25 protein-coding genes and 1 pseudogene are annotated in these 24,940 nt (G+C 58.7%); 4 read left to right on the forward strand and 22 right to left on the reverse strand.

Annotated features, from left to right (window positions below; all coding sequences use genetic code 11):
* The 3 genes and pseudogenes from CLV97_RS12410 to CLV97_RS12420 form a co-directional block, all read right to left on the reverse strand.
* A pseudogene (locus CLV97_RS12410) lies at positions 1–398 on the reverse strand (PrsW family intramembrane metalloprotease); the annotation flags it as partial.
* 316 nt (positions 399–714) lie between these two features.
* The gene (locus CLV97_RS12415) at positions 715–1,638 is read right to left on the reverse strand and encodes a pseudouridine-5'-phosphate glycosidase (RefSeq protein WP_106345859.1); all 924 of its coding nucleotides are present in this window, start codon (positions 1,636–1,638) and stop codon (positions 715–717) included.
* Positions 1,635–2,159, reverse strand: a complete 525-nt coding sequence (locus tag CLV97_RS12420; protein ID WP_106345860.1) for a DinB family protein — start codon at positions 2,157–2,159, stop codon at positions 1,635–1,637. The genes CLV97_RS12415 and CLV97_RS12420 overlap by 4 nt, the downstream gene beginning before the upstream one ends.
* Positions 2,160–2,237: 78 nt before the next feature.
* On the opposite strand from CLV97_RS12420, the gene CLV97_RS12425 reads away from it, so the two are divergent.
* Together CLV97_RS12425 and CLV97_RS12430 are read left to right on the forward strand one after the other, a co-directional pair.
* The gene (locus tag CLV97_RS12425) at positions 2,238–2,699 is read left to right on the forward strand and encodes an NUDIX hydrolase (RefSeq protein WP_106345861.1); all 462 of its coding nucleotides are present in this window, start codon (positions 2,238–2,240) and stop codon (positions 2,697–2,699) included.
* A gap of 326 nt (positions 2,700–3,025) precedes the next feature.
* A complete protein-coding gene (locus CLV97_RS12430) occupies positions 3,026–3,757 on the forward strand; it encodes a hypothetical protein (RefSeq protein ID WP_146130486.1) in 732 nt (243 codons plus the stop codon).
* A gap of 268 nt (positions 3,758–4,025) precedes the next feature.
* Here the strand turns inward: CLV97_RS12430 and CLV97_RS12435 are convergent, their stop codons facing one another.
* From CLV97_RS12435 to CLV97_RS12500, 14 genes are all read right to left on the reverse strand, one after another.
* The gene (locus CLV97_RS12435; RefSeq protein WP_245891542.1) at positions 4,026–4,694 is read right to left on the reverse strand and encodes a class I SAM-dependent methyltransferase; all 669 of its coding nucleotides are present in this window, start codon (positions 4,692–4,694) and stop codon (positions 4,026–4,028) included.
* A 49-nt stretch (positions 4,695–4,743) separates the two neighbouring features.
* Complete coding sequence (locus CLV97_RS12440; protein ID WP_342749799.1) at positions 4,744–5,376, reverse strand: PadR family transcriptional regulator; 633 nt, start codon at positions 5,374–5,376, stop codon at positions 4,744–4,746.
* Positions 5,377–5,657: 281 nt separating this feature from the next.
* The gene (locus tag CLV97_RS12445; RefSeq protein WP_106345913.1) at positions 5,658–6,056 is read right to left on the reverse strand and encodes a VOC family protein; all 399 of its coding nucleotides are present in this window, start codon (positions 6,054–6,056) and stop codon (positions 5,658–5,660) included.
* Positions 6,057–6,079: 23 nt separating this feature from the next.
* On the reverse strand, positions 6,080–6,772 hold the full coding sequence (locus CLV97_RS12450; RefSeq protein ID WP_106345864.1) for a DUF3891 family protein: 693 nt from the start codon (positions 6,770–6,772) through the stop codon (positions 6,080–6,082).
* Between the two features lie 167 nt (positions 6,773–6,939).
* On the reverse strand, positions 6,940–7,395 hold the full coding sequence (locus CLV97_RS12455) for a DinB family protein (RefSeq protein ID WP_146130487.1): 456 nt from the start codon (positions 7,393–7,395) through the stop codon (positions 6,940–6,942).
* A 207-nt stretch (positions 7,396–7,602) separates the two neighbouring features.
* Positions 7,603–8,505, reverse strand: coding sequence for an RNA polymerase sigma-70 factor (locus CLV97_RS12460; RefSeq protein ID WP_170070504.1), 903 nt, complete (start codon positions 8,503–8,505; stop codon positions 7,603–7,605).
* Complete coding sequence (locus tag CLV97_RS12465; RefSeq protein ID WP_170070505.1) at positions 8,478–9,653, reverse strand: NAD(P)/FAD-dependent oxidoreductase; 1,176 nt, start codon at positions 9,651–9,653, stop codon at positions 8,478–8,480. Before CLV97_RS12465 ends, CLV97_RS12460 begins: the two co-directional genes overlap by 28 nt.
* Before the next feature lie 171 nt (positions 9,654–9,824).
* Positions 9,825–10,283, reverse strand: coding sequence for a hypothetical protein (locus tag CLV97_RS12470; protein WP_106345868.1), 459 nt, complete (start codon positions 10,281–10,283; stop codon positions 9,825–9,827).
* A 224-nt stretch (positions 10,284–10,507) separates the two neighbouring features.
* Positions 10,508–10,960 carry a hypothetical protein gene (locus CLV97_RS12475; protein ID WP_106345869.1) on the reverse strand — a complete coding sequence of 151 codons (453 nt, stop codon included), beginning with the start codon at positions 10,958–10,960 and terminating at the stop codon, positions 10,508–10,510.
* Between the two features lie 95 nt (positions 10,961–11,055).
* Complete coding sequence (locus CLV97_RS12480; RefSeq protein WP_106345870.1) at positions 11,056–11,925, reverse strand: ABC transporter permease; 870 nt, start codon at positions 11,923–11,925, stop codon at positions 11,056–11,058.
* Complete coding sequence (locus CLV97_RS12485; protein ID WP_106345914.1) at positions 11,922–12,857, reverse strand: ABC transporter ATP-binding protein; 936 nt, start codon at positions 12,855–12,857, stop codon at positions 11,922–11,924. The genes CLV97_RS12480 and CLV97_RS12485 overlap by 4 nt, the downstream gene beginning before the upstream one ends.
* Complete coding sequence (locus CLV97_RS12490) at positions 12,857–15,112, reverse strand: DUF7408 domain-containing protein (RefSeq protein ID WP_106345871.1); 2,256 nt, start codon at positions 15,110–15,112, stop codon at positions 12,857–12,859. The genes CLV97_RS12485 and CLV97_RS12490 overlap by 1 nt, the downstream gene beginning before the upstream one ends.
* A 39-nt stretch (positions 15,113–15,151) precedes the next feature.
* Positions 15,152–16,681, reverse strand: a complete 1,530-nt coding sequence (locus tag CLV97_RS12495; RefSeq protein ID WP_211295746.1) for an aldehyde dehydrogenase family protein — start codon at positions 16,679–16,681, stop codon at positions 15,152–15,154.
* Between the two features lie 148 nt (positions 16,682–16,829).
* Complete coding sequence (locus CLV97_RS12500) at positions 16,830–17,636, reverse strand: SDR family NAD(P)-dependent oxidoreductase (protein WP_106345873.1); 807 nt, start codon at positions 17,634–17,636, stop codon at positions 16,830–16,832.
* Between the two features lie 243 nt (positions 17,637–17,879).
* Here CLV97_RS12500 and CLV97_RS12505 point away from each other — a divergent pair, with 243 nt between their 5' ends.
* Together CLV97_RS12505 and CLV97_RS12510 are read left to right on the forward strand one after the other, a co-directional pair.
* Positions 17,880–18,800 (forward strand): metal ABC transporter substrate-binding protein, encoded by a 921-nt coding sequence (locus CLV97_RS12505; RefSeq protein WP_106345874.1) that lies wholly within the window; start codon positions 17,880–17,882, stop codon positions 18,798–18,800.
* A gap of 107 nt (positions 18,801–18,907) precedes the next feature.
* Complete coding sequence (locus CLV97_RS12510) at positions 18,908–19,849, forward strand: RluA family pseudouridine synthase (protein WP_106345875.1); 942 nt, start codon at positions 18,908–18,910, stop codon at positions 19,847–19,849.
* A 19-nt stretch (positions 19,850–19,868) separates the two neighbouring features.
* On the opposite strand, the gene CLV97_RS12515 is transcribed toward CLV97_RS12510, so the two are convergent.
* From CLV97_RS12515 to CLV97_RS12535, 5 genes are all read right to left on the reverse strand, one after another.
* Entirely contained in the window at positions 19,869–20,171 is a 303-nt protein-coding gene (locus CLV97_RS12515; RefSeq protein WP_106345876.1) for a YunC family protein, read from the reverse strand.
* 71 nt (positions 20,172–20,242) lie between these two features.
* Positions 20,243–20,500 carry a DUF6154 family protein gene (locus CLV97_RS12520; RefSeq protein ID WP_106345877.1) on the reverse strand — a complete coding sequence of 86 codons (258 nt, stop codon included), beginning with the start codon at positions 20,498–20,500 and terminating at the stop codon, positions 20,243–20,245.
* A 66-nt stretch (positions 20,501–20,566) separates the two neighbouring features.
* A complete protein-coding gene (locus CLV97_RS12525; protein ID WP_245891546.1) occupies positions 20,567–22,000 on the reverse strand; it encodes a bifunctional metallophosphatase/5'-nucleotidase in 1,434 nt (477 codons plus the stop codon).
* 113 nt (positions 22,001–22,113) lie between these two features.
* A complete protein-coding gene (locus CLV97_RS12530) occupies positions 22,114–22,932 on the reverse strand; it encodes a sulfite exporter TauE/SafE family protein (protein WP_106345916.1) in 819 nt (272 codons plus the stop codon).
* Positions 22,933–23,137: 205 nt separating this feature from the next.
* A complete protein-coding gene (locus CLV97_RS12535) occupies positions 23,138–24,928 on the reverse strand; it encodes an ABC transporter substrate-binding protein (protein WP_106345878.1) in 1,791 nt (596 codons plus the stop codon).
* Between the last annotated feature and the right edge of the window lie 12 nt (positions 24,929–24,940).

A 24,940-nucleotide genomic window follows, 5' to 3' on the forward strand; every position in this document is an offset into this window, starting at 1 on the left:
TTGAAGATTTCCTCGACAATCGGCGTCACCACGGCGATGCTCCACCAATCGGAGGGCTCCCCGCCGAAGAGGAGGTGAATGATGGCCACAAACCCCTGGGTGATAAAGGGGATTACCCAAGCTCCCACCAGAAAAAACGCGGAATAGGTTTTCCAGGTGAACGTCTTGCTTCGGGCCAGGATCCAAAACTGCCACAACAGATAAAGGCTCCACAAAAATTGGACGAAAATCTTGCGCGCGTCCTCAAAAAAGAAGAGGCCCAAGAGAAAGATGAGCAGAGAAACCGTGGAAAAGACCGTATAAGCGCGAATCCATCCCGGATGAGAAGCTTTCCACTGCAGCCACTTTTCCTGAAGCCGGTCCAATATTTCTCTCAGCCGCAGGCGAAAATTTTGCATTTCATGCTCCTCCTGAGTGAAAAAAAGGGTATTTCATATTAAAACAGCATAACCGGGGATTGGAAGGTCCTCAATAGGAAAATGGTTTTATTTACAAGATCAGGGGGGCTCCTCAGGCAAAAAGAACTCCGTCGGCTAGTGACGACGGAGTTCCGCACCAAAGCTTGACAAGACACTGGATTTTATCCCCGCCCTCTCCCACGGGATGGTGACCGGATTTCGCTCCTTCGGAAGGAGATATGAATGCCGGAAACAAGAAGCGGCCCTGATCGCAGGACCGCTTCCGGTTGGATGGCCGGCACCCCTATGCAGCGGGCTACTGCCGCCCCTTCCGCAGCGGGTGCAGGGCCCGGGCGATCTGCGCCCCCACCCGGGCGTTGTGTTTGACAAGAGCGATGTTGGCGCGCAGGCTGTCGCCGCCGGTCAGGGTTTTGATCCGGTCCAGCAAAAAGGGCGTCACCCGCTTGCCGGAAATCCCTGCCGCCTCCGCCTCGCGCAGGGCGTCGGCGATGATGCGCTCCATGGCTTCTTCCTCCAGGGCGTCCGCTTCCGGGATCGGATTGGCAATGACGAGGCCGCCCTGAAGCCCCAGTTCCCACTTGGTGTGAATCACCCGGGCGATCTCCTCCGGCGTATCCAGGCGCACATCGACGGGATAGCCGCTGGAGCGGCAGTAAAAGGCGGGAAATTCCTCCGTCCCCACACCGATGACCGGGACGCCGCGGGTCTCCAGATATTCCAGGGTCAGGCCGATGTCCAGCACCGATTTCGCCCCGGCGCAGACCACCGCCACGTCCGTCCGGGCCAGCTCCTGCAGGTCGGCGGAGATGTCCATCGTCTTCTCCGCCTGGCGGTGCACCCCGCCGATGCCGCCGGTGACGAACACGTCGATCCCGGCCATTCGGGCGCAGATCATCGTGGCGGCGACGGTGGTGGCCCCGGGCTTGCCGGTGGCGATCACATGGGGAAGGTCCCGCCGGCTCACCTTCTCCACTCCGTCATACTCCGCCAAGAACCACAGTTCGTCTTCGGCAAGACCCACCCTGATCTTCCCGTCGAGGATGGCAATCGTCGCCGGCACCGCCCCGTGATCGCGGATGATCGCCTCAACCTCCCGCGCCGTATTCAGATTGTCCGGATACGGCATGCCGTGGGCGACGATGGTGGATTCCAGGGCGACGACGGGGCGGTTCTCCTCCTTGGCCCTGCGAACTTCCTCCGACAAATGCAAGAAATTCATCCCTTGTTCCTCCCTTGACGCCACCATTTCCGAAGCCAGGCGATTTGGGCCTGATGGTAACGGCTGTGGTCGGCGATGTGCCAGATTCCCCAGCGGATGGTGGCCGTTTTCCCGTCTTCATAATCGACCACCCGGTCCAGGTCCTCGTCGGTCAGCTCAAGGCATACGTCCCGGAACCATGTCTGAACCCGGTCGTAGGACTCCAGCAGTTCTTCCAGGGGCACCCCGGACACGGCAGGAATCTTCCCCTGCCGGTCGAACATGGGACCGTAGGCTTCCTGCAAGTCCCGGGGAACCGGTTCTCCCCGGAGGCGGTAAACCCAATGGAGATCGACCACCGCCAAGTGACGGATCAACTGCCCCGTGCTGTTGAGGTCCCCGAAGGGTCCCTTATCGTCCAGTTCCTCCTGGGACATCCCCTCCACCCGTTGTCTCAGCCTCCGATATGTATCCTCCACGGTTGCGTAAAGGAGGCCGACGATCGGGGCCATCCCCGGGGCCGGTTCCAGGTCGTGATGCATTTGCTTACCACTCCTCGCTGTGCTTCGGATGCCACACGGCCATTGTACCACGTTTGACAATCCTCCGGAGGTGAACGGATGTATATCTCGGAGCTCCGTAAAAGAATCGGCAGCCTTCCGATCATCGTCGCGGGCGCCACCGTGGTGGTGATGAACGAAAAAGGGGAGATCCTGTTTCAGCGCCGCTCCGACTCCTTCGACTGGGGTCTCCCCGGCGGCGCCATGGAACCCGGGGAAACCCTGGAAGAGACCGCCCGGCGCGAATTGAAGGAAGAGACCGGATTGGACGCCGGTGCGCTTCAACTCTTGGGCGTGTTCTCCGGCCCCCGGTATTATTATCGGTACCCCAACGGGGATGAAGTCTACAATGTCATCGCGCTGTACCGGGCTCGACAGGTCCGCGGAACGCTCCAGATCTCCGACAATGAAAGCATCGACCTCCGATTTTTCGGAAAGGACCGCCTGCCCCGGCTGGAAAAGCGGGCCGCAGCGCTGTTGGAGGAGTGTGGTGAACAAATATGGCTAAAGAAGGACCCTTAACCCTCGACAAAATCGGGTTGCGGGGGTGCACCTTCGAATCCATCGCTTTTTTGGTCTTCCGTCCGCTTCAAACCCGATGGAGATGCTATCTTGATTTTTATTCCAGTCCATGGTGTAATTCGATTACTCGACACTTCACAAAAGGATCCGCATGGAGGAGCCGCTTGATTACAGTCCCTTCATCCGTCCGATGAAGCAGCGCGGAAAACCGGATCATCCTCGCTTTCGTATACCACACGGCCGGCTACGGGCCGGAAGGAAAATCAAACGGCTTGGTGCATCGGCGCATCTTCCTGACAAACTCAACGTCCCGGGGGGATCTCACTTTGAAGAACAAAATCAACTACGAACAAATCATCGAAATGGCAAGTTACGGCATACTTATCGCAATCGTCGTCTTCTGGAACTTTTTTTCAAACCTGTTCCCGATCAAGTTGGAGCAGGTAATCAGCATCCTGATCGGTCTGATTGCAGCGACCAACATCGCCTGGACCCGCAAATTCAACAAGATGGAGAAAAAAATCGACCCGCTGAAAACCTCGGAAATGCTCGTTTATCCAGACCTTCAGAGCGCGTTCAACGCCATTCTCTCGAAAAAAAAACGGATCAAGACACTCAGAACCTACTCCAATTCATCCAACATCATCCAAACGTTTATCCGGCCCAACAACATCATCATCGATCATTGCAAGGTGATGTTCCGAAATCTTCCGCCGCAAGAAGAGGCTGAAAACAAACGGTATGCCCTCGAATTGGAGAATATCCTGCAGCGGTGGCGCAACCTGGAAAAGGCGGGACAGATCAAAAAACTGGAGATCGTCAGGCATCGCTATTTGTTGACCGAATACCAAGTCATTTTTGATGATGACTACATGATTTTGGGGATTTACCACCCCGAACCTTCCGATCCCTCTTCCGTTGTCATCAAATCTTCACCTCTCGTCATCACCACCGAACTGAAGGAAGGCAAAAAAATTATCCAAACCTATATCGAACGCTTTGATGCGATGTTTAAAGAGGAGGGGAAAAAACAACGCCCGCAAGGCGCATCCAAGTAGCAGGGTGCCGCCGATGCGTTATCTGACACCACTACTGACGGCAGGCCGTTCCGGGCCCAAAAAGGCGGACGCCCTGACAGCCAAAGAGAAAATCCTCCCACGCTGCCGGGAGGATTTCTCGTCCGCAAAAAGCAGTACTAAAGTTCCCCTTGCAAAACTGCCGCCGAGGAAAAGCGAAGATCCGAACCGGAAAATCGGCGGTGGGCGGAATTCGCTCTGCTCCGCGGAAAAAATCGAACCGCCAAGGCGCGGTCCAAAGCGGAAAAGGTCACTTTTGAAGCCAAACCTCCAGGCTGATTGCACTTTCATGAATGTCGCAGGTCTTGAATCGGCTCTTCGAGACCAACTGCTCGAAGGCCTCTTTGGTATAGGCCCGTTTGATGAGCATGAACTCGAAGGCCCATCGGGTCATGAGCCGGTTGATTCCGCTCAGCCCCAAATCTTCCCTCACATGCTTTTCGACGGCTTCCCGGGAAACGTCCCCCCGCAAATCCAGGATCAGCGCCCTGCCCCCGGGCTTCAGCACACGGTGCATCTCGTCCAGGGCAGCGACCGGCCGGGAAAAGTTTTTGAAGGCCGCCCGGCACACGATGAAATCAAAGGCGTTTTCCTCAAAGGGCATTCGGGAGGCGTCCCCGCGGCGGAAGTCGATATTCACTCCCGCCTCCCGGGCATTCTCCCGGGCGATTTCCACAAACGTCTCGCTGATATCCAAACCGGTGATGCGAAAATTGCCGAGCTTCGCCAACTCGATGGACAAGTATCCCGGTCCCGGAGCCAGTTCGAGGATCTCCTCCCCGCCCGACAGCCTTTCCGCAACCTTTTGGGCGTCCCTTTTGTATTCCTCGATGCTCTTCTTGGTATTGCGGGCATACCACGTGGCGATCACGCCGTTCATGCCGATTCCTTTGTACCCCTTCGGGGTTTTTACAGCCATCTGCAATGCCTCCTTTTAGGCCGAGCCTGGACGAACAGGCCGCGGTGAGTTAGTCATCCCCTCCCCCGGAATCCGCATACCCCCGGAGCCATTCACGGTCCCAGGTGATCCGGCCGGAGCGCATATCGTCGATCAGGGATCGGACCCAGTTCACCTCCGTCTTCAGCATGGCGTGCAGATATTCGATCTCCAACAAAAACAGTCTGGGCAAAACGGCCCCCGCCTCGCGAAGGATTGTATCGAGGGAGGACAACTTTTCGGCGAGGGCAGCCTCCCGCTCCTCCAGGCAGCGCAGAACTTCGCCAACCTCCAGCAGGGGAAGGAGGGAGAGAGCCGCCGGAAATTCGGGAAACTCCTCCTTCGGCTTGGAAAGCATGCTCGTAAGCCAATCCCGGGCCGTTTCGAGACCCTGTTCGGTCAACTCATAAACGGTCCGTTCCGGTCGGTTCTCTTCCCGGGAAGTCTCCTTGACCGCAATGAGACCGGCCCGGAGCAACCGCTGGATGGTTTGGTAGAGGCTGGCCCTCCGTTGAACATTGATGACCAGATCCTTGCCGCGTTCCTTGATCAGCTGTTGCATTCGGTAAGGATGCATGGGTTCCTCCGCAAGGAGCACGAGGATGGCCAATGCCAAGGGTGAACGTTGAAATGACCGTGCCATAGTATTTATTTTACTAGTCATTTTATGACTATGCAAAGGGTAAAAAAATCATCCCTGAATCGGGATGTTTTACTCTCCGCACTCCTCGGCATAAAACCGATTGGCTCACGCAGGGGTCCGCACATCCGCCGACGGGTCGCCGTCCGATCCGGTGAGACGCGGTGGAAGTTAGCTTGTTCAACAGGCCAATTTGATCAGCAGATAGTATCCCCGCCATGGTCCCCGACGGTTGCGGGCGCCCCGGTCTCTCTTTTTTTGCCTCACAAAACATCGCGGCAAGCTTTCAAAAATCCACCTTTCTCTCACGACCAGACCGTCATCCGCTCCTGCAAATTGCTGGTGTGCAGCTCCAGCTGAGTGCCGTCGGGATCCAAAAAGTTGATGGAACGTCCGACACCCCGGCGCACGGGTCCCCGAACGATGGGAACCCCGGACTCCTCCAGCCGGCGGGCCGCCTCATCGAAGTCCTCTTCATCGATGGAGAAGGCGACGTGATCGACGCCGAAGCCGGAATCCCCGCCTTGATCCCCGGCCTGCGCCTTCTTCTCCACCAGGGCGACCCAGGCCGTCCCCCATTCCAGGTAGGCATCGGTCTTTCCCCGGTGAACCAGCTTCATCCCGAGCAGATCCCGGTAGAAACCCAGGGATTTCTCCAGATCCGACACGCGAATCGTCACGTGATTGAAACCTTTCACTTTCACCAGGAATCCTCCTCCGTCCGATTTCAGCAAACCACGTCGATGGACAGCTGTCCCTCCTCCTCCGGTTCCCGCGCCGCATTGACGACCTGATAGGGAATCGTGACGGTGAAGGGCTGCCGGAAGGGATTGGGAGACAGGCGCAACCGCCGGGTTCCTTCCCAGACCGGAAGCAGCTTCCGACCGAAATAATCCAGGCCTTCCCGGAACCAGGGGAAGGTGTTTTGGCCCGGCTCGTTCAGGCAGATGAACAGGGAAAGGTAATCGCAGAACTTGAGGAGATGCAGTGCCCGCTCCAGTCCGTCCCGCTCTTCGGGATTCATCCCTGTCTTCAACCGTTCCTGCCTGGTCAGCTCCTCCTCCCGAAAACGGATCGCCGCCGGGTCCGAAACCCCCTCAAAAAAAGAGGCATAATGCATGCTGCACAGACAGCCGGCGTACGGATCCTCCGCCTCCACCCGTTCGATCCCGGCTTTGTAGGCGGGCAATTTGGGCTCGAGCGGATAGTCCATGAAGGAGTAGGGCTTGTCTTCCTCCTCGTTCCACAACAGTTCCCGGTCCAGAGGCCGCCAACCCACATCATGCATGGCGATGGCAAAGACCGCAGACGGGTGGAATCGGTCGATCTCCTTCAGGCGCAGCGCAAAATCGGCGGAAACCAGGGCATGGTCGTGCTGGCGGAACAGAACGAACCGATTCCCCTGTTGCCGAACAATCACCGCGGATCCCCCCTACATTTCGTTTCATAATCCTTAAAAAAACCATGAACGGCTCACTCCGGGGAGGAATGCACTCGGATCTGCTCCCCGGTCACATCCCCGGCATCCCGGGCGGAAGGGATCCTCCCTTTTCCCAGACGGGATCGAGCTCCGCCTTAATGGAGGCGTCACAACCCCAGACCCTCCAGCTGACGAACGTGTCTCCACACGTGAACGATGGCGTGCTCCAGCATCTGTTCCACCATATAGATTTCCCTCTCGTTCCAGGAAGCGGGAAACGCCCTCCCCAGATCGTCGTCGCAAACACCGGCGGTCGCCTCCCGGCAATACGGCAGGCTCAGGGAGATCGCCCTTTCCCAATCCGCCGGGGAGTGAAGGCGGTTCAGCGCCTCCCGCGTCAGGGGCGGAGAGACGTTCTCCTCCAGTTCCAGCTTTTCCCTCACCCACTGGAAGTAAGCAAACAGGCTGTCGACGATATGTACCATCAAATCGCGGACCGTTCCGAAATCCTTCACCGGCCGATCCAACGCGTCGCCCGGCCAGCGGTTCATCATGGCCATCAGATGGCGCAGCACCCGCTCGTGTTCGTCCACGAGGGCTTGTACGGCGTTTCTTTCGGACATGGACTTCATCCTCTCGAAGATTTGCGCTTTTTCACGTTCCGTATATTTCATTCGCCGATCGGCGACGGCTCTCCTTTTTAGCCCGACCGGCATTTGCCCGCACACCGGGGGAAGCACCTCCTTGATGCAATGGCAGAGACACTCGAGCGCAACCCGCCGCGTATAGAAAAAAAGACCCGTCCCACGGGTCTTTTTTGCAGGACGGAGTCAATTCCGCGAAAGCGGTTTTAACTTCTCCGGATTGCGAAGCAGAAAGACGGATGCCGCGCGTCCGCCGCGCAATTGAAAAGCCATGATCCCGAAAATCTCCTCCTGGTTGCGGATGATGACGCCCGTTTCGCCGTTGATCCGGATCGGCCGCATTTCCAGCGAAAGGGCCATCTCCTCCGCCTTGCGGACAAGGCCGAAAAGAAATCGCAGGATGCGTTCGCGGGTTTCGATCGGGCGGATCGCGGCCGGCACGCGGCCCCCGCCGTCGGAGTAGAGGACGGCGTCTTCCGCCAGAAGTCGGGCGAAGGGTTCCACCTCACCGCTCCTTGCCGCCTTCAAAAAGGCGGTCACGACGGCATCGGTGTTTTCCGGTTCATGCAGGCGACGGCTTTGTTCCATTGCGATCTTCGCCTTGGCCCGGCTGTGAATCTTTCGGCAGTTTGCCGCCGTTTTGTTCAGCATCGAGGCGATCTCCCCGTAATCGAAGGCGAAGGCTTCCCGCAGGAAAAACACCGCCCGTTCCACCGGGTTGAGTTGTTGAAAGAGCGCGAGCACGGCGTAGGAAACCATCTCCCTGTGAACCATCGATTGCTGCGGATCCTCTCCGCCTTCCCGCAAATCGCACGGCAGGGGTTCCGGAAGCCAGTGGCCGACGTACGTCTCCCGTTTCTTTCGTGCCGATTTCAACACGTCCAGGCAGCGATTCGTAATCATTTTGCACAGATACGCCTTTTTGTTGGCGATCGACGAAAGGTTGACGTCGTTCAGGTGGGAAAAGACGTCCTGAACCACATCCTCCGCATCGGAAACGATGCCCAGCATGCGATAGGCCAAGGAGAACAAAAGCGGGCGGTGCTCCCGATACAAAGCCCTCACTTCATCAAGCTGGCTGCGTTCCATGTGTATTCCCTTACTTTCATTCCGAGATGGCCGGTCAATATGAAATCGACCCCCCATTTGCGCGCCCAGATAAATCCGTCCTTCGGCCCCAGGCCGATGCAACAAAGCGAAGGAAAGCTGGTGTGGGCGGGTGCGGACAAGCCGTCCATCTGGGCGCGGATAATTTCGGCCAGGCGCCTAGCCTGCACAATCCCCTCTTTACAGGTCATTCCGTTGGGTTTGCCGGTCTTCGGATCGGTCACTCTGGCGCAATCACCGATGGCATAAAGGGTCTCATGCCCTTTCACGCGGTACCACGGATCGACCAGCAACCGTCCGTCATCGTGCAGGGGAAGGCCCAGACGGCGCAAGAGGGGATTGGGTTCCACCCCCAGCGCCCAGACGCAGAGCTGTGCGGGAATCGTCTTCCCGTTGTCGAGATGCACGATCCCCTCGTTGCATCTCAACGCTTTGACCCCGTGGAGAACCTCCACTCCCATCCGCTTGAGGCGTTTTTCCAGGCGATGGGCAACCCGCCGGCCGGCTTCCGGGAAGAGGTATTGACCCGCATCGATCAGGCGGACAAGCACCCGGTCCTCCTCCATGCCGTGCGCCACCGCTTCCTCGCGCAGCCGGTATGCCAGTTCCGCCGCCGTCTCAATGCCGGTGATCCCGCCGCCGACCACGGCCGCACACAACGGTTCCGACTTCCTGCCGGACGGGGACGCTCTTTGACCGACCCGACGAAGGGTATCGCGCAATGCTTCCGCATCCTCCATATTCCGCAGGGCAAACCCTTCGCTGCCCTCCGGCGGATGGCGCACGACACTGCCCACGGCGAGCACGAGGCGGTCGAAGGAAATGGTATCTGTCTTCCCATCGGGCCGAGTGTAGATGGCGCGCCCGCGATCCGGTTCCACACCGGTGAGTTCACCCTGCAACCGCTCCACGTCGTCCCAGCCAAAGGCGGAGAAGGGAACGCGAAGGGGAACTCCTTTCTCCCTCGGCGCTTGCACGAGCCGCACCTTTTTGAAATGATAGGGCTCTTTATCCAACAGAACCAGCCGGATCGATTTCCCGATCCGTTCCCTGAACGTCTTCCGCAGCGAGTCGACGACAGACAACCCGGCATACCCGCCACCGACCACAAGGATCGTCTTCTGATTCACAACGGTCACCCCCAAAAACCTTTTCACCCCTATGACGAGGTGAAAGGTCCGACTGTGACAGGTGATCACGGATATGCAGGGTAAACTTCCCTTCCGAACGGCCGTCCCGGCGGGCACTTTGTCCCATTTGAAAAAGCCCCTTTACGGGGCCATTTCCCTGCTATGCTCCGTTCAAACCATGCCCATGATGACCATGAGAAAAATGACAAAGGAGACCAGCGGGATCGAATGGACCAGGGATGCCGATATCATCAACATGGAAGTCATGTAATTTCTCATCCCGGCGGTGGAGCGGGGATCCCGAAGAATCTGCGAGGTCGTAAAATAAATGGACAACAAGCCGAAAAGGGCGATCAAGAGAACGGCGATCAAGGGCAGGGTTACATCCGCGGATTCAGCCGTCTCCAAACTCATCATTTGATACATGCCGTATAAGAAGAAAAGAATCGGAACTGCTTCGAAAATGAGAAATTTGACGGCAAATCGCGAATACGCCTGTTGCCTCCGGGCCAAAAATTCCTCCTCGGAGGAGCTTTCCGCGAGGTGGGAAACCATCTGTTTGTAGGCGATCAGCCCTCCGATCACTGCTAGGGCCGACGCGATCACCAAAGACCATGCCGGATCCAACAACGGGTCTCTCTCCTCTCTCCCAAGGTTGATTACAAGCAATGAAAAGAGCCAATGAGAAGGCCCAAGAGACTGCGATCTTGGGCCGAACAGTGAAGCTATAAATAAAATACCTTATTTGACAGAGAAACGGAAGATTTTCCTGATCGCGGCGGAAACATGCCGCAATGGCGTCTCAAAAAAGCCGTCGGAGAAAATATCCTTCGCAGGTTTCTCCCAGGTCGAACTCACCTGTTGGAGCTCAACTCGATCATGCCGAGAAAAATCCCGACGGGAAGCCCTGAAAATGCGATGAGCATCCAAGCGGCGATGATCATTGAATAGGTCATATCTTTTTTAACCTTTGCGGAAGAACGGGGATCCCGGAGAATGTTCGCTGTCATGAAGTAGATGGATAACAAACCGAAAAGGACAATCAAAAGGACGATCGCCAAGAACAGGGGCACATCCGCGGAAACTCCCGGAGAAATCCGGGTAGTAACAATTCCCATAAATCCGGTGAGCACTATTCCGATGATGCCGTATTTCCTGGCAAATCGCTTAAATTCCTGGTCATTTCGGGACAAAAAATCCTCTTCATCCGTTATTCCATCCAACCTGGAAACATATCGTTTGTAGGCGATCACGCCCCCGATCATCCCGAGGACGGACAGCACCACCAGAAACCATCCCTCCAACACGGCTTGCCTCCCTTCATCCCGGATCTTTTACACTGCAAAGCCCGGTCCGATGCCCCAACCGGAGCCCGTCACCTTCGATTTCTCCTCACATACCATCAAGAGTCCCCTTCCGGGGAACCCGGAGATGAACTCTTCTTCTTCCGGCGGACGGGGGAAAGCAAGTGAGAGGCGGCGATGAGCAACACAGCGGAAAGAACCGCATAGACCGCCACATACATCCAATAGATGTCGATCCCCCCGTCCATCCCCGCCATTTCACCGTAAAAAACCGACAGTTGCGTCATGACGGGGTGCAGGCCGGGCAACAGTTCGACGACCAGCGGAGAAGGCGAAGGGGGCCGATCCACAAACCGCTCGTAAAATTGGTTGATGAAATACAGCGCCACGGGAAGGAAGACCATGATCATCGCCACGGTGCAGTAGGTGGTCACCATCGCCACTCCCGTCCGACGGATCAAGGTGGAAAAAAAAACGCCGAGCGCTCCCCAAAAGCACACCGTAACCAGCAGATGGACGATGGTGTAAAGGAGCTCCGCCGGAGATACGCCCCCGAACAGAAAAACGGAGGCGTATAGGGGGAGAGAGGACAGGATCAACAGGATCACGAAGGCGAGGGCGGCAATCCACTTGCTGAGAATAATCCCGCCCGATGAAAGGGGCATGGTCAGAAGCACGGAAAGGGTCTGCCGCTCCCGCTCCCCGCTGATCACCCCCGCGGTCAATCCGGGAACGACGAAGGCGAGGAGAACCAGCTGGATTATCGACAAACCGATGAACAGAAACCGGGACCCCTCCGGATGGAAGACACCGGCGGGATGGGCGATCAGAAACATGTAGGCGAAAATCAGCGTCCCCGCAATGCCTAAATAAAGGAATATGATCCAGGGGGTGCGGGCAATCCGCATCCGCTGGCGGAATTCCTTGTTCAGTACCGGGTGATCCCAGATTGGCAACCGTCGGTTCATGGACTCCCCTCCTCCCCGGTTCCCGTGATTTTCAAAAAGACATCCTCGATGTCGGTGGAGATCTCCTCAAACCGGTACACGGGAATGCCTTCGGCGATCAAAAGGGATAGGAGCTCCGCCTGTCTTCGCTCATCCCCCTCCAGCCCCACCGTCAGTTTGCGCCCATCCACCCGGAGGGAAGTGACCCCTTGCTCCCCTTCCAACCGCTTTGCGGCCCGTTCCGCGTCCTCCAACAAATGGATCTCCACCGTCCGCCCCCCTTTGATCCGGCCCGTGATCTCCCGGACATCCCCTGCAGCCACCAGCTTTCCCCGCTCCATCACGCCGATGGCATCGCAGAAATCGGCCAGCTCCGGCAAGATGTGGGAGCTGATGAAGATCGTCTTGCCCATCGACTTCAATTCCCGCAGGACGGACCGAAGTTCGATCCGGGCCCGGGGATCCAGACCGGAGGCCGGCTCATCCAGAATGAGGAGCTCAGGATCGTGGACCAGGCAGCGGGCCAATCCCAGCCGCTGCTTCATCCCGCGGGAGAGGTCATCCACATAGGCGTCCCTTTTGTCCGCCAAGTTGACCAGCTCCAGCAGCCGGGAGATGATTCCCTCGCGCCGGGAAGGGTCGATTCCGTAGCCGGCGGCGAAAAAAGCCAGGTATTCCTCGGCGGTCAACCGATCGTATACCCCGAAAAAATCGGGCATGTACCCGATGAGGCGCCGCACCTCGTCGGGATGCTCCGTCACCTCCCATCCGCCGATCCAGGCTCTCCCTTCGCTCGGTTCAAGCAGTGTGGCCAACATGGCCATGGTGGTCGACTTGCCGGCCCCGTTCGGACCGATAAACCCGTAGGCCGTCCCTTTACGCACTTCCAGGTTGAGGTCTTTGACCGCCACCACATCTCCGAATCGCTTGGAAAGGTTCTCCGTGCGGATCATCATCGAACCACCCGCCCTTCCACCTCGAGGGATGGATACGAACCCGCCTGCTCCATCCGGACCACCACCCGGCCAAAGGACGAGACGAAGGAGGAAAGATCACCGGAAGGCTCTTCGGGCAGAAGGCTTGCCTTCACCCATTTCCCCCTCCGCCAGTCGTACACTTCGACATCCGCCTCCGGTGCGAAATCGATCCGGAGCGGCTTCCATCCGGAAGGTGCGGACGGCAGATCGTAGGCCACCAGCACCGGGTCCTTCCATTCTTCTTCCGCCACCATGCCCCCGGAAAGGCGGAGCATCGAACTCCTCCCTCCCAGCGGCCGGACGGGAACGGTTCCGCGGGGCCACAGGATCGATTCGCCTTTCTGCCGGGGCATCACTTCGACCCGTCCCAACACCTGCGCCAGATTTTCCGCCTTCGTCTTATGGTCCCGAACTTCGTAGGAGAACACCGGCGCCTCCGTCCAGCCCGTCACGCGGATCCCTGTGCCCACGGTCCGCATCAGATCTTCCCGCGTCAGATCCCTGTCCCCTGCCGGCATCGGCTCCGGCATGAAGTCGTTCCGGGCCCGGCCATCCCTGTCCGGAACATAGCTTGTCTCAAAATCCCTCGTCTCCCCGGGGGCAAGGGAACCGACCCGGTGCCTGCGGCTCCCCAGGTCGACGGTCACATCCCGCAGGGGAAGGCGGGTGCCGTTGGTCACTTCCCCGCGCAACGTCCCGTCCTCATAGCGGGCGACGGCGCGAAGTTCCCCGTCCAGAGATTTCGTCGTCTCCACGATCACTTTCCGCAGGGTCCAGTGGGGCACGCCGTGGAAGGTGACCGATGGTCGACCGGACACCACCACCTCGGAGCGGTTCCGCTCCCCATGAAACAGCGGCCACATCCACATCTCCGGACTCCCTTCCAGCCGATAAGCTCCCGCTTCCTGGGTGATAAAGCCGGAAACGCCCAGAACCCGCGCTTCTCCCGAATTCTTCGCCTCCACGTAAGCGAGATTGTGCACCAGCACATCGTCTCCCCGGACGACCTTCCCGTAGGTATAAACCCCCAGGGCAATCGCGATTCCCAAGGACGGAATGATCCACCAGGCCCATTCCCGCCGATTCATCCGGGAAAGAATCCAATAGGTGATCGGACCGATCGCCAACGCATACGCCAAAAAGAGCATCGCCACCGCGGGAAGGCTGGGCAGCCGCAAGTGGGGCATCAGCAAAATCGCCTGTTCCAGGGTCGGATCGAAGGTGACCGTCGACCGAAGCGACGACCCCTCACCACCGCCCAGGATCAGCATTTCCCGCCACAGCCGCTCGTTACCGTCCCATTTGGCCAAGGGGGCCGCCGTCAAATCGTAGGCGGTGTACACCACCGCCCCCGTTCCCACGGGACGCCGGGCCAGCAGTGGAAGGTCCCCGGCAGCGATCACCGATCGGCCCCCGTCGGCCAGACGGGTCCGGCTGACGGGCAAAGGCGAATCCAGGTCAGGAACTTTTCCCCACCGGCTGAAAGGCTTCAGATCTTTCAGCGCCGTCCTCCCCTCCACCTTCACCGGGAGCATCGATCTCCAATCCCCGAGGGTTGAATCAAAGGACGGCCCCCCCGCCACCACCAGCAGGCCTCCCTTTTCCACCCAACGGCGGATCGCCTTCTGCCGGGAAGAACCGAGGGAGCCGAGATCGATGCCGTTCACCACCAACACATCCAGTCCGGACAAGCCCGCATCCTTCTCCGGAATCTCCTCCGCCTTCAAAAGCTGCACCCAGGCGCGGGGAGCATCGGCCGTCCCCACCCACCTATTGATATGGGAAGACAGGATCGGAGAATGACTCAACACCCCGATAAGCAACTCCGAATCCGCAACCCTTTCCCCTTCGATCTTCTCCCGGGCCAGCACCCTGCCGTCGGTCCGAAACTGGATCGTCGCATCCGCCAAAAACCCCGGCTCGGACAACAAAAGGGTCACCTCCTTCGAGGTTCCCCCCGCCACTTTCACCGATTCCGCGACAAAAAGGCGGCTTTCCGGAGCAGGTGTTGGTATGTGTTCGGAGCGGACGACCAGTTCTCCCTCGATGTCTCCGCCGGTATTGCTGATCTTTACCCGAACCGGCACCCAATCCCCCTTGTACACCCCGTCATATCCCGGGGAAACTTCCAGTCGGATCTGTCCGGGTGCACCCGCCGCCATCCCCGGAAAGCCCAGAAAAAGGATGAGCAACAACAAAAGTCCCTTCAGATACCCCCGTCGCCTTCGCATCAAATCGATTTCCTCCCCGTCGGCGCCTCTTTTCCCCGATTATTTCCGGCGCAGAAACTGCACGGCCAAATTGAACATTTCCTTCATCGACAGATGCAATCCTTTCCCGTACAGCAATCGGATCAGATAGCGGATCGCATCCGTCTGCCGTTGGGAATAGGGATACCAGTTGATCTCCCGCTTTTTCCGCCCCGGGTGGGAAATCAGCGACACCCGGTGACAAAAGCTCAAGAGACCCTCCGGCCCGTGGTATCGGCCGATCCCGCTCCACTTGACCCCCCCGTAGGGAAGGCCCGGATTCACCATGTTGATCATGACGTCGTTGATACATACATTTCCCGCTTCGATCCGCGCGGCAACCCGGCGGGCTTTCTTGCGGTTCTTCGTCCAGATGCTGCTGTTCAGGCCGTAGGGGGTATCGTTGGCCAGGCGGATCGCTTCCTGCTCCGTGTCAAAGGGCATGATGGGCAACACCGGCCCGAAGGTTTCCTCGCTCATGATCCGCATCGAATGGTCCACATCCACCAAAACCGTCGGTTCAAAATGGAGGCCGTCGGTACCGGTTCTCCGCCCCCCGCAAAGAATTTTCGCCCCCTTCTCCTTCGCATCGGCGAGATGCTCCTCCACGATGTCCAATTGACGGGGGAAAGTCATCGAACCCACGTCGGACTCCTCTTCCGCCAACCGCAGGGCTTCCGTCCGTTCCTTCACCATCTGGACGAAGGTCTCATACACCGACGACTCCACGTAAAGGCGCTCCACCGCCATGCAGGTTTGGCCGGCATTGGTGAAGGCGCCCCAGACCGCCGCGTTCGCCGCCCGGCGCAAATCGGCGTCGGCAAAGACGATCATCGGATCCTTCCCGCCCAACTCCAAGTCAACGGGGATCAAATGCTCCGCGGCGGCGGCCATCACCTTTTTCCCAGAGGCGACGCTGCCGGTGAAGAAAATCTTGTCCGGCCGCGCCTGGATCAGTCGTTCCCCCACCTCTTTCCCGCCGTGGATCACCTGCACCACGTCCTCCGGAAACCCGACCTTCCGGAAGACCTTCTCGATCAGAAGGCCCGTGAGGGGAGACACCTCCGACGGCTTGATCAGCACGGCATTTCCTACGACCAGGGCGGAGATGGCCGGAATCATCGCCAGCTGGAAGGGATAGTTCCAGGGAGAGATGACGGCCACCACGCCCATCGGACGGTACTCCACCCAGGATCGCCGTCCGATCAGGGTGATCGGCGTCGGCACCTTTTTCGGCTTCAGGATGGAGGCGGCCCTTTTTTCGTAATACTTGATAAAGTCGACCGTAAGCAAAATTTCCGTCATCAGCGCCTCCAGATGCACTTTGCCCGTATCCTTCACCACCGTCGCCGCCAGTTCATCGGCATGCTCGACGATATAGCGGCGAAGACGGCTGATGTGATCCATCCTCTCCGAAAGGGGCAGGTTCCCCCAACGCCGAAAGGCCTTCCGCGCATGGACCATGGCCCTCTCGATCGCCTCCGGAGAGGTCTCTTCCAGTTCCCCGAGACGTTCACCCGTCGCCGGATCGATCATTTCAATGACACCCATAATGACCCTCCCCCAACTTTTTCAAAGACCGAACGACACGATGGAAACGGGTTGGCATACAAATGGATGGATAATAACGGATGTAACAATAGAATTCGCCAATCTTCCGCCGCCGACCTTCCCGAATTCCCGTAAACAAGGGGAATTCTCACTCGCCGCCCTTGCCCTCCCGCGTTTTCTGGATTCGCTTCATGATCCTCGTGATCAGCCCGCGGGGCAAAAACCGGACCGAACCGACCAGCATGCGGTTTGAAAGTCCGGGAATCACCACCCTCCTGCCGGACATGAGACCCCGGTATCCCTCCCGGGCGACGGTCTCCGCATCCATTTCCCCGCGTTGAAACAATTTGGACGTACCGAACCCCGCCCGGGCACCGAATTCGGTCCGGGTGGGACCGGGACAGAGAGCCGTCACCGTCACCCCCGTCCCCCGGAGTTCCTCCGCAATCGCTTCGGTAAAGGAGAGAACGTACGCCTTGGAAGCGTAATAGACGGCCATCAGAGGACCCGGCTGAAAGGCGGCGGTGGATGCCACATTGAGAATTTTCCCTTCTCCCCGCCGGAGCATTCCGGGAAGGAACGCCTTGGTCAAACGGGTGAGGGCCTCCATGTTTAACCGGATCATCTCCCGTTCCCGCTCCCAATCGGTTCCGATAAAGGGGCCGTACACGCCGATTCCCGCATTATTGACCAGCGCGTGAACCTCGACCCCCGCCTCCTCCATCTCCCGGATCAAATCCCCGCACGCGGCGGGATCGGACAAATCCTTGACGACAATCCGGACGGAGATGCCAAAGCGCTCCCTCACTTCTTCCGCCAGCCGCTCCAGCTTGTCCCGGCTGCGGGCGACCAGGACCAAATCAAATCCTCCTTCGGCAAACCGTTTCGCCAACTCGGCCCCGATGCCCGTCGATGCCCCCGTGACCAAAGCCACCTTTCCATTGTACCGATCCATGGTTCACCCTCATTTGACGGATCCGCAGGGCCTTGCGCCCGCGGTCTCCCCGTAAAATCAGCTGCAACTTTTCCCTTTATTATAGAAGAGGCGATCTGAAACCCGCAATGACCCTCCTCACCTGCGGGAGGGCATCCGAAGGGCCTTCTTTCAAAATCGTAATTATTACGATTTACAACCGGCCATCATCTCTCTATAATAGAACATGGATTTTCTCCACAAAGACCGTCAGGGGTGAACCCCATGTCACGCAGCAAAAACCTGTTGGTAGCTTTATGTCTTGTATGGACTTCAATCCTTGCCGCTTGCTCCGGGGAAGCGCCCCAGGAAGAGGCCGGCGATCAGCTCAAGATCTATGCCAGCGTGTATCCCCTCGCCGATTTTGCCGAAAAGATCGGCGGAAAGCATGCGGACGTCACGCTGCTCGTGCCCCCGGGGGTGGAACCTCACGATTTTGAACCCACCCCCAAGGATTTGACCCGGTTGAGCCGAGCCGACGTCTTCCTCTACAACGGCATCGGATTTGAAGCATGGATCGGTCAGGCCAAGGAGATCCTGGATCCCGAGCGGACGGTGATCGCCGATGCCTCCGCATCGCTGAAACCCTTGTACAGCGGATCCAACGGATCCAGAGAGGCGGACCCCCATGTCTGGCTGGATCCCATCAGGGCGAAAAAAATGGCGGAGGCGATCCGGGATGCCCTGATCAAGGCGGATCCCGATCACGCCTCCGATTATCGGACCAACTTCGAGAAGCTCTCCCGTCGCTTTGACGAACTAGACCGCACCTTCCGGGAGATCTCGAACAAGGCGGAGAAAAGGGAGTTTGTCGTCTCCCACGCGGCCTTCAGCTACCTGGCAGACCGATACGGACTTCATCAGATCGCCATCTCCGGCTTGTCCCCCTCCGACGAGCCCGGTCCGAAGGAGTTGAAGGCGGTGATCGAGGCGGCCAAGCGGCACCGGGTAAAGGTCATATTTTTCGATTCCCTCGTCCCGGGGAACATGGCCAAGACCGTCAAAGAAGAAGTGGGTGCCGAGGCCCTGGTGCTGAATTCCCTGGAAGGGCTCAAACCCCGGGAGGCGGAAACCGGGGAGGACTATTTCTCCATCATGGAAAAAAACGCCGAGAACCTCGGCAAGGCGCTGGGCTCCACCGATTGAGCTCCTACTCTGCACAGACGGACGGATGACCGAAAGCCCTCCGCGAAGGTGCGGCGCACCTCTTCGGCGAAGGAATAACGAAACAACTGAAATCACGGGGTGATCGAATGCAGACCCGTGCCCGCCACAACAAATGGATCTCGTACAAAATTCCTCCTGAATGGGACGGGAAAAAGGTGGAGGAGGTCCTGAAGGGCCCTCTCTCCCTTTCCAACCGGATGATCAACCGCCTGACCCGATCTCGCGGGATTCAGCTCAACGGTCGGATGCCCTGGCTGGGCCGCCGGGTGAATGCAGGGGATCACCTGCGCGTCGCCGTCCGGCCCCTGGAGCGGTCCGACCTGGCTCCGGAGCCGATTCCCTTCGGTCTTCTCTATGAGGATGCGGATTTGATGGTGGTGGACAAACCGGCGGGAATCAACGTCCATCCCGTCCATCCCAAGGAGACGGGCACCCTGACCCACGGCATCCTTTTTCACTGGCAAAGACAGGGTTTTGAAGGGCGGGTCCGTCCCGTGCACCGGCTGGACCGGGATACCACAGGGGTGCTGTTGATCGCCAAAAACGCCTACATGCACCAGCTGTTGGACCGACAGCTGAAAAGCCGGTCCATCGAGCGGGTCTACCTCGCCATCGTGAAGGGCCGCCTCGCCCGGGAGGCGGGCACGATTCGCCTGCCCATCGACCGGGACCCGACCCACCCCCTCCGGCGGCGCGTCGCGGAGGGCGGAGCCGATGCGATCACCCTGTTCCGGGTTCTCGCCGCCACCGAACAGGCCTCCCTGATCGAGGCGAAGCTGGAGACCGGCCGGACGCACCAGATCCGCGTCCACTTCTCCCATCTGGGCCATCCCCTGTGGGGAGACCGGCTTTATGGAGGTCCCGGCGGTCGTATCGAAAGGCATGCCCTCCATGCGGAACGCTTGTCCTTCACCCATCCCCTGAAGCAGGAAGCGATGTCCTTTTCGGCGCCTCCGCCGCCGGACTTCGCCCGGTTGATGGAGGAACTGGGGCTTCAACGGAATCGCCCGCCAGCCTCTCCGGCATGACGGGCGTTCTATTTGTCTGTTATGCCATTTTCAGCAAGGCTTCCCGGCCGGTCATCCCGGGGCAAATCCCGATGCGCTCCGCTTCCAGGGTGACGGATTCCAGCGGCGCTTCCAACAAATCCTCCAAACTGCGCACGCCGACAGCCCGGCCGGCCAATATCCTGCGCTCCGCCAACTTTTCATTCAACAACTTCACATCGAGCGCACCGCACATGATGTATCCCTTGTCCGTCGTCAACACCAGCAGTTTCGTCTTGGGCAGAGCCACTTCCACGCCGATCACCCGGCGACCGTCCACATCAAACGGTTGAAGTCGTACCAAAAAGAACTCCCTCCCTTGATTCATTCCCTATCAGGGTATGCCGGGGAGGGAGCGCTGTTCCTTCAGCCCTTTCAATGGAGATGGGGGGGAGTGAAGGACGGTTTCCATAGAGGGATTTTTCCTTCCTGCGCCATTTTCATCTTCAACATCTCCACGAGATAAATCCCCATCATCTGAAACATCTCTTCTTCGCTCATTTCATCAATCAACCGCTGGATATCTTCCCGGGTGTGTTCTTCCAACAAACTGAGTACCAGGGTCACCGGGTCTTCTTCTTCGTCGTTCAACTGATCCCGGTATAGCGAATAAACCTCGTCGACAAATCGCATGGAGAACCCTCCTCCTCTCTATTGTAGCCCATCCCTCTCCCCTCTGAAAACATCCCCTGCGTCGTCTCAGACCCGGATCCAACGGGGCACCAAACAGTCCCTGACCGATCCCGGACGCTGAAGCCGCCAGGCGAGCACATCCCGTAAAAATTCAGGCAGATAATAGCGGATATCTTCTCCGTTTTGAAGCTCGAAGTACCCTACGCCGAAGGTGAACATATCGACGCTCGCCACCCGGTATTTTCGGTCTTCCACCAACTGCTGGCCCCCCACGCGGACGGAGCGGATCTTCTGATAGGGCTTCGCCTCGGGGTGGTACTCCACCTGAAGCCCGGAAACGTTGATCGTCCCCAACCTTTCACCCCGAAATCCAAAGCCGCGGATCTCCAGGCGCTGAAACTCCTCCAGCAGGGCTTCCTCCAGCGTCCGCAGGATTTGCCGCCCCGTCAGGACCATTTTACACGGATTGATCGGATGTGGACAGATCTGATGCAATCGCCCCTTGGTCACCGGTCCGCTGTCCAGTCCGCCCAACAGTTGTCCCGCGTTGACCAGGGCCACTTCCGCATCCACCCATTCCTTCAATCCGTCCGCCAAGAGGTTGCCCAGGGGAGACTCCCCGTACCAATCGATGGAGAGGGGGCGATCCAAACGCCCGATCGGGCTGGAAAGAAATTTTTTTCCCTCCTGCCGGTGATGCTCGATCCGACGAAGAATCTCTTCGGAATCGCCGATTCCCTCCACAGGACGCACCCGTCCCGACCCGCCGGCGATGCGCCCTCGTTCGGCATCCCACTCCAGCGTGACATGTCCCACATGTTGGCCGAACTTGCCCGCCGCGGCGATGAAGGTGTTTCCGACCCGCTCGGGTGCCTCCAGCAGGTGGTGGGTGTGTCCGCCCAGGATCAGGTCGATCCCCGGCACCTCTTCCGCCAAGCGGCGGTCCATGGGCAGACCCAGATGGGAAAGCAGCACGAGCACATCCACTTCCCCACGGATCCGCGGTACCCACTCGGCGAGCACCTCCAGGGGATCGGACAGCCGCCAACCCATCAATTCATAAAAAATCGGGTAAGGAATGGTCGCCCCCAGAAAGCCGACGCGAATGCCCCCCATCTCGCGGATCGCCCACTTTTTCAACCATTCGGGCCGATCACCCCGGACGGCTTCGATATTGGTCCCGACAACGGAAAAGGGAACGTCCGCATACACCCGATCCAGGGCCTCCCGGGGAAAGGTGAGCAGTTCGTTGTTTCCCAGCGTGACCACCTGATAACCGGTGGCCTCCAACACCGCCCGGTTGGCCATCCCGCCGGTTCCTTCCGTCTCCATCCTTCCCCGGTCCATGTGGTCTCCGACGTCCACGGCGATCCACGCCTCTTCCCCGCGGTTCCCTTGCCGCGGAAGCTGTGACAGGAGCGTCGCGATCTTCGGCATCCGCTCAAAGTGGCTGTGGAGATCGTTCGTGTGCAGAATGTGCAGATATTTCAGCTGAGTCACAGCAATCCTCCTATCCGCGCGATGATCGGCCTTCCCGCGCGTCCTTCCGATGGTGACTGAGCCCTATTTGATAAAGTCCGACGCGCCGTGACGGCGGGAACAAAGCCCGGGAGTTAGGACACCCCTTCCCAAATCATGCGCACCGCCACCAACAACAAAGCCAGACGAAGGGCGATGAGCAGTCCCCGACTGCTGAGGCGGCTGGAGATCCAGGCTCCCAACCGACCGCCGAACCACGCCCCGGGGGCGATGAACAGCGCCGCTTTCCATTCCACATTCCCTTGTACCAAGTGTCCCAAACTGCCGATGATGGACGAGAACAAGATCATGAACATCGATGTGGCGGTGGCCACATGGGGCGGAAAACGGAAGAGGAACACCATCACCGGCATCATCAGGGCCCCTCCGCCGATGCCGAACAGGCTGGAGACAAGCCCCACCAAAAAGGAGACGGCTAGGGCCGTCGGCCGGTGATAACCGTACCGGTGAACGGTGCCGTCCGGATCGGTAAATTCCCGGGTGACGCTCCATTTGACGGAGCGCCCCTTCCCCCGCTCCCCCACAGTCAAGACGATGGAGACAAGGATCATAAAGACCCCGAAGGCGATGTAAAAGGAATCCGGCTCAAAAAAGCGGTTCAGGTATGCCCCCGTCACCGCCCCCGGACCGCTCGCCGCAAAAAAAAGCAATCCGCTGCGGTAATCCACCCGGCGCTGCCGGGCATAGGTCAAGGTGGACGACAAGGCGGTCACGACAATCATGATCAGCGACGTGCCGACCACCACCTGGGGGGTGAGGTGTCGGAATTCCGGAAAGAGGGCGGCTATCAGCAGCAGGGAAGGGACTGTGACCACACCGCCGCCCAAACCCACCAGACTGCCGACCGTTCCCGAGAGCAAGCCGATCAACAAAAAAAGAATCCATTCCTCCACTCCCGTCACTCCCCATTGTCCCTTTTTCAACCCATCGTAACATGTCCCGTCCTCGGCGGGAAGACATGTCCGGCATCTCTTTTCGCAAAACCGGTTTCGTTACGGCTCTCCCCCTTCGGGAGCAAAAAGCCTGTGAGAAAATGTCTTTTGAGACCATTATATTGCGATTTCGTGCTTCTATCCGAACGGAGACCTCCCCCGCGACTCATCCCGAACGCGCGACGTCCGACCTCCCGCCGCATGGCCGGATCCACAACTTCCGGAAATCCGCCCAGCCGAAGGAGTCGAAGGTCATCCCTTGAAGATTCCGGGGATATTTGATCCGCTTGTACAGGTGACACAGAAACAGCATCGTCAAATCGCGGTGAAGAAACTCCTCCACTTCGTCGATGATCCTCCGCCGATCCTCCGCGGACGACCCGCGGACAAACCGATCCGTCCGGCGGTCGACGTCGTTCAGACGGTCCGGATCCAAAAAGCGGCGAAACAGGTTGACATTGCGGAAAAACATGAACCAGCTCGACTCAAAATCCGAATCGAAGACGTCCGCCATCAAAAACAGATCGGCCTTTTCCTCCAATTCTTTGCGGTACAGCCAGTCGATCGGCACCGGAACGGGCGAAATCCGCACCCCCACCGCCTGCGCCCGTCTCCGAATCCAGTCGGCAACCTTGGCTTTGGTCCCGCAATTCCCCTCCGATTGGTCAAAATAGTACAGAGACAGCGTCTCCCCGGCGTAACGGCTCCCCTCCAACCACGAACGCGCCTCATCCAGGGAGGATGGCGAAACCTCCGCCGACCGGCTCTTTTCCGGCAACATGCTGTCGGCAGGAAACCGGTCGTTCCCCCCCAGCTCTTTCACCATCCGCCTGCGGTCGCAAATCGCCCGCATCGCCCGACGAAAACGGATATCATGCTGCGGTCCGGGCCTGCGAAAATTGAAAACCAGCATCTCGCAGGCAAATTGTTCGAACAGCACTTCCCGCTCGCCGCCGCCTTCATCCTCCCCCGGCAACTGATACCGCGCTTCCCCCTTCTTCTCCCCCGGAACAAGCCAAAGCTCGATCCGATCCAGCAGCGGACGCTCCCGAAAATAACCGTCGAAGGCTTCAAACACCACCCGGCTGTCCGACAGCTCCCGGATCTGAAAGGGACCTGTCCCCACATGTCGCCGGGCAGACGCTTCGCGGGGACGGATCGATGTGTTGACGGTTCCGAGAAAACGGGGAAAAAAGGGCAAAGAATCCGTCAAACGGAACCTGATGGCGTGTTCGTCCATCACCTCGATTTCGGCGATGTAACGCGCCAGCCACGGCATCACGCTGTTCGGCGCCTCCATCAACCTCAGGAAGGTGTGGCGGACATCCTCCGCCGACAGCAATCTCCCGTCGTGAAACCGGACCCCCTTTCGCAAATAAAAAGTCCATTCGGCATGAGCGGAATCCGATTCCCACGCATGGGCCAGGTGGGGCCTTAGCTGACGCGTTTCTGCATCATAATGAACCAGGGTGTCATACACCTGGCGAACGAAATGACACTCCGCCACCACCGACACCGCGGAAGGATCCAGGGTGGTCAGCTTACGGTAAAGGGGGATTTTCAGCACTTCCCTCCGCCGGTTGTCCGCCTGCTCCACCTGCAGCCCCAGCCGGACGTGGAGGCGCTCCCGGCACTGCTCCCACACCTCTTCCGGAAGTTCCTCACGGCGGAGAAACTCCATCGCATCATGAACCCGCCCCTTCTCCAGCAAATCGGTAAAATGGGAAACGGCCATCTCCTCCAGCCCCCGCCGAAAGATGAGAACCGACCGATTTCCCCGTCCGCTTCCGGGCATCCAGCGGATCCATTTTCGCTCCTCCATTTTTCGGATCAGATGCTTCACATTTCGTCGGGTGCAGCACAGCGTCTCCGCCAATTCCGCCACCGTCACGGCCATTTCTCCCTTTCCGGGGGGATAGGCGGACCGCAATTTGATGTAGTGTTCGACCAAGTTCACTGCCGCCCCTCC

Source organism: Planifilum fimeticola, assembly GCF_003001905.1.
GTDB classification, from domain to species: Bacteria; Bacillota; Bacilli; order Thermoactinomycetales; family DSM-44946; genus Planifilum; species Planifilum fimeticola.

Coding starts and splice junctions, on each gene's coding strand:
- CLV97_RS12480 (WP_106345870.1), bottom strand. CDS start 11,925: ATGAACCGACGGTTGCCAATCTGGGATCACCCGGTACTGAACAAGGAA.
- CLV97_RS12420 (WP_106345860.1), bottom strand. CDS start 2,159: ATGCATCACGACCTGGAACCGGCCCCGGGGATGGCCCCGATCGTCGGC.
- CLV97_RS12455 (WP_146130487.1), bottom strand. CDS start 7,395: ATGTCCGAAAGAAACGCCGTACAAGCCCTCGTGGACGAACACGAGCGG.
- CLV97_RS12500 (WP_106345873.1), bottom strand. CDS start 17,636: ATGGATCGGTACAATGGAAAGGTGGCTTTGGTCACGGGGGCATCGACG.
- CLV97_RS12425 (WP_106345861.1), top strand. CDS start 2,238: ATGTATATCTCGGAGCTCCGTAAAAGAATCGGCAGCCTTCCGATCATC.
- CLV97_RS12485 (WP_106345914.1), bottom strand. CDS start 12,857: ATGATCCGCACGGAGAACCTTTCCAAGCGATTCGGAGATGTGGTGGCG.
- CLV97_RS12415 (WP_106345859.1), bottom strand. CDS start 1,638: ATGAATTTCTTGCATTTGTCGGAGGAAGTTCGCAGGGCCAAGGAGGAG.
- CLV97_RS12490 (WP_106345871.1), bottom strand. CDS start 15,112: ATGCGAAGGCGACGGGGGTATCTGAAGGGACTTTTGTTGTTGCTCATC.
- CLV97_RS12505 (WP_106345874.1), top strand. CDS start 17,880: ATGTCACGCAGCAAAAACCTGTTGGTAGCTTTATGTCTTGTATGGACT.
- CLV97_RS12510 (WP_106345875.1), top strand. CDS start 18,908: ATGCAGACCCGTGCCCGCCACAACAAATGGATCTCGTACAAAATTCCT.
- CLV97_RS12460 (WP_170070504.1), bottom strand. CDS start 8,505: ATGGAACGCAGCCAGCTTGATGAAGTGAGGGCTTTGTATCGGGAGCAC.
- CLV97_RS12435 (WP_245891542.1), bottom strand. CDS start 4,694: ATGGCTGTAAAAACCCCGAAGGGGTACAAAGGAATCGGCATGAACGGC.
- CLV97_RS12440 (WP_342749799.1), bottom strand. CDS start 5,376: ATGACTAGTAAAATAAATACTATGGCACGGTCATTTCAACGTTCACCC.
- CLV97_RS12520 (WP_106345877.1), bottom strand. CDS start 20,500: ATGCGATTTGTCGACGAGGTTTATTCGCTATACCGGGATCAGTTGAAC.
- CLV97_RS12495 (WP_211295746.1), bottom strand. CDS start 16,681: ATGGGTGTCATTGAAATGATCGATCCGGCGACGGGTGAACGTCTCGGG.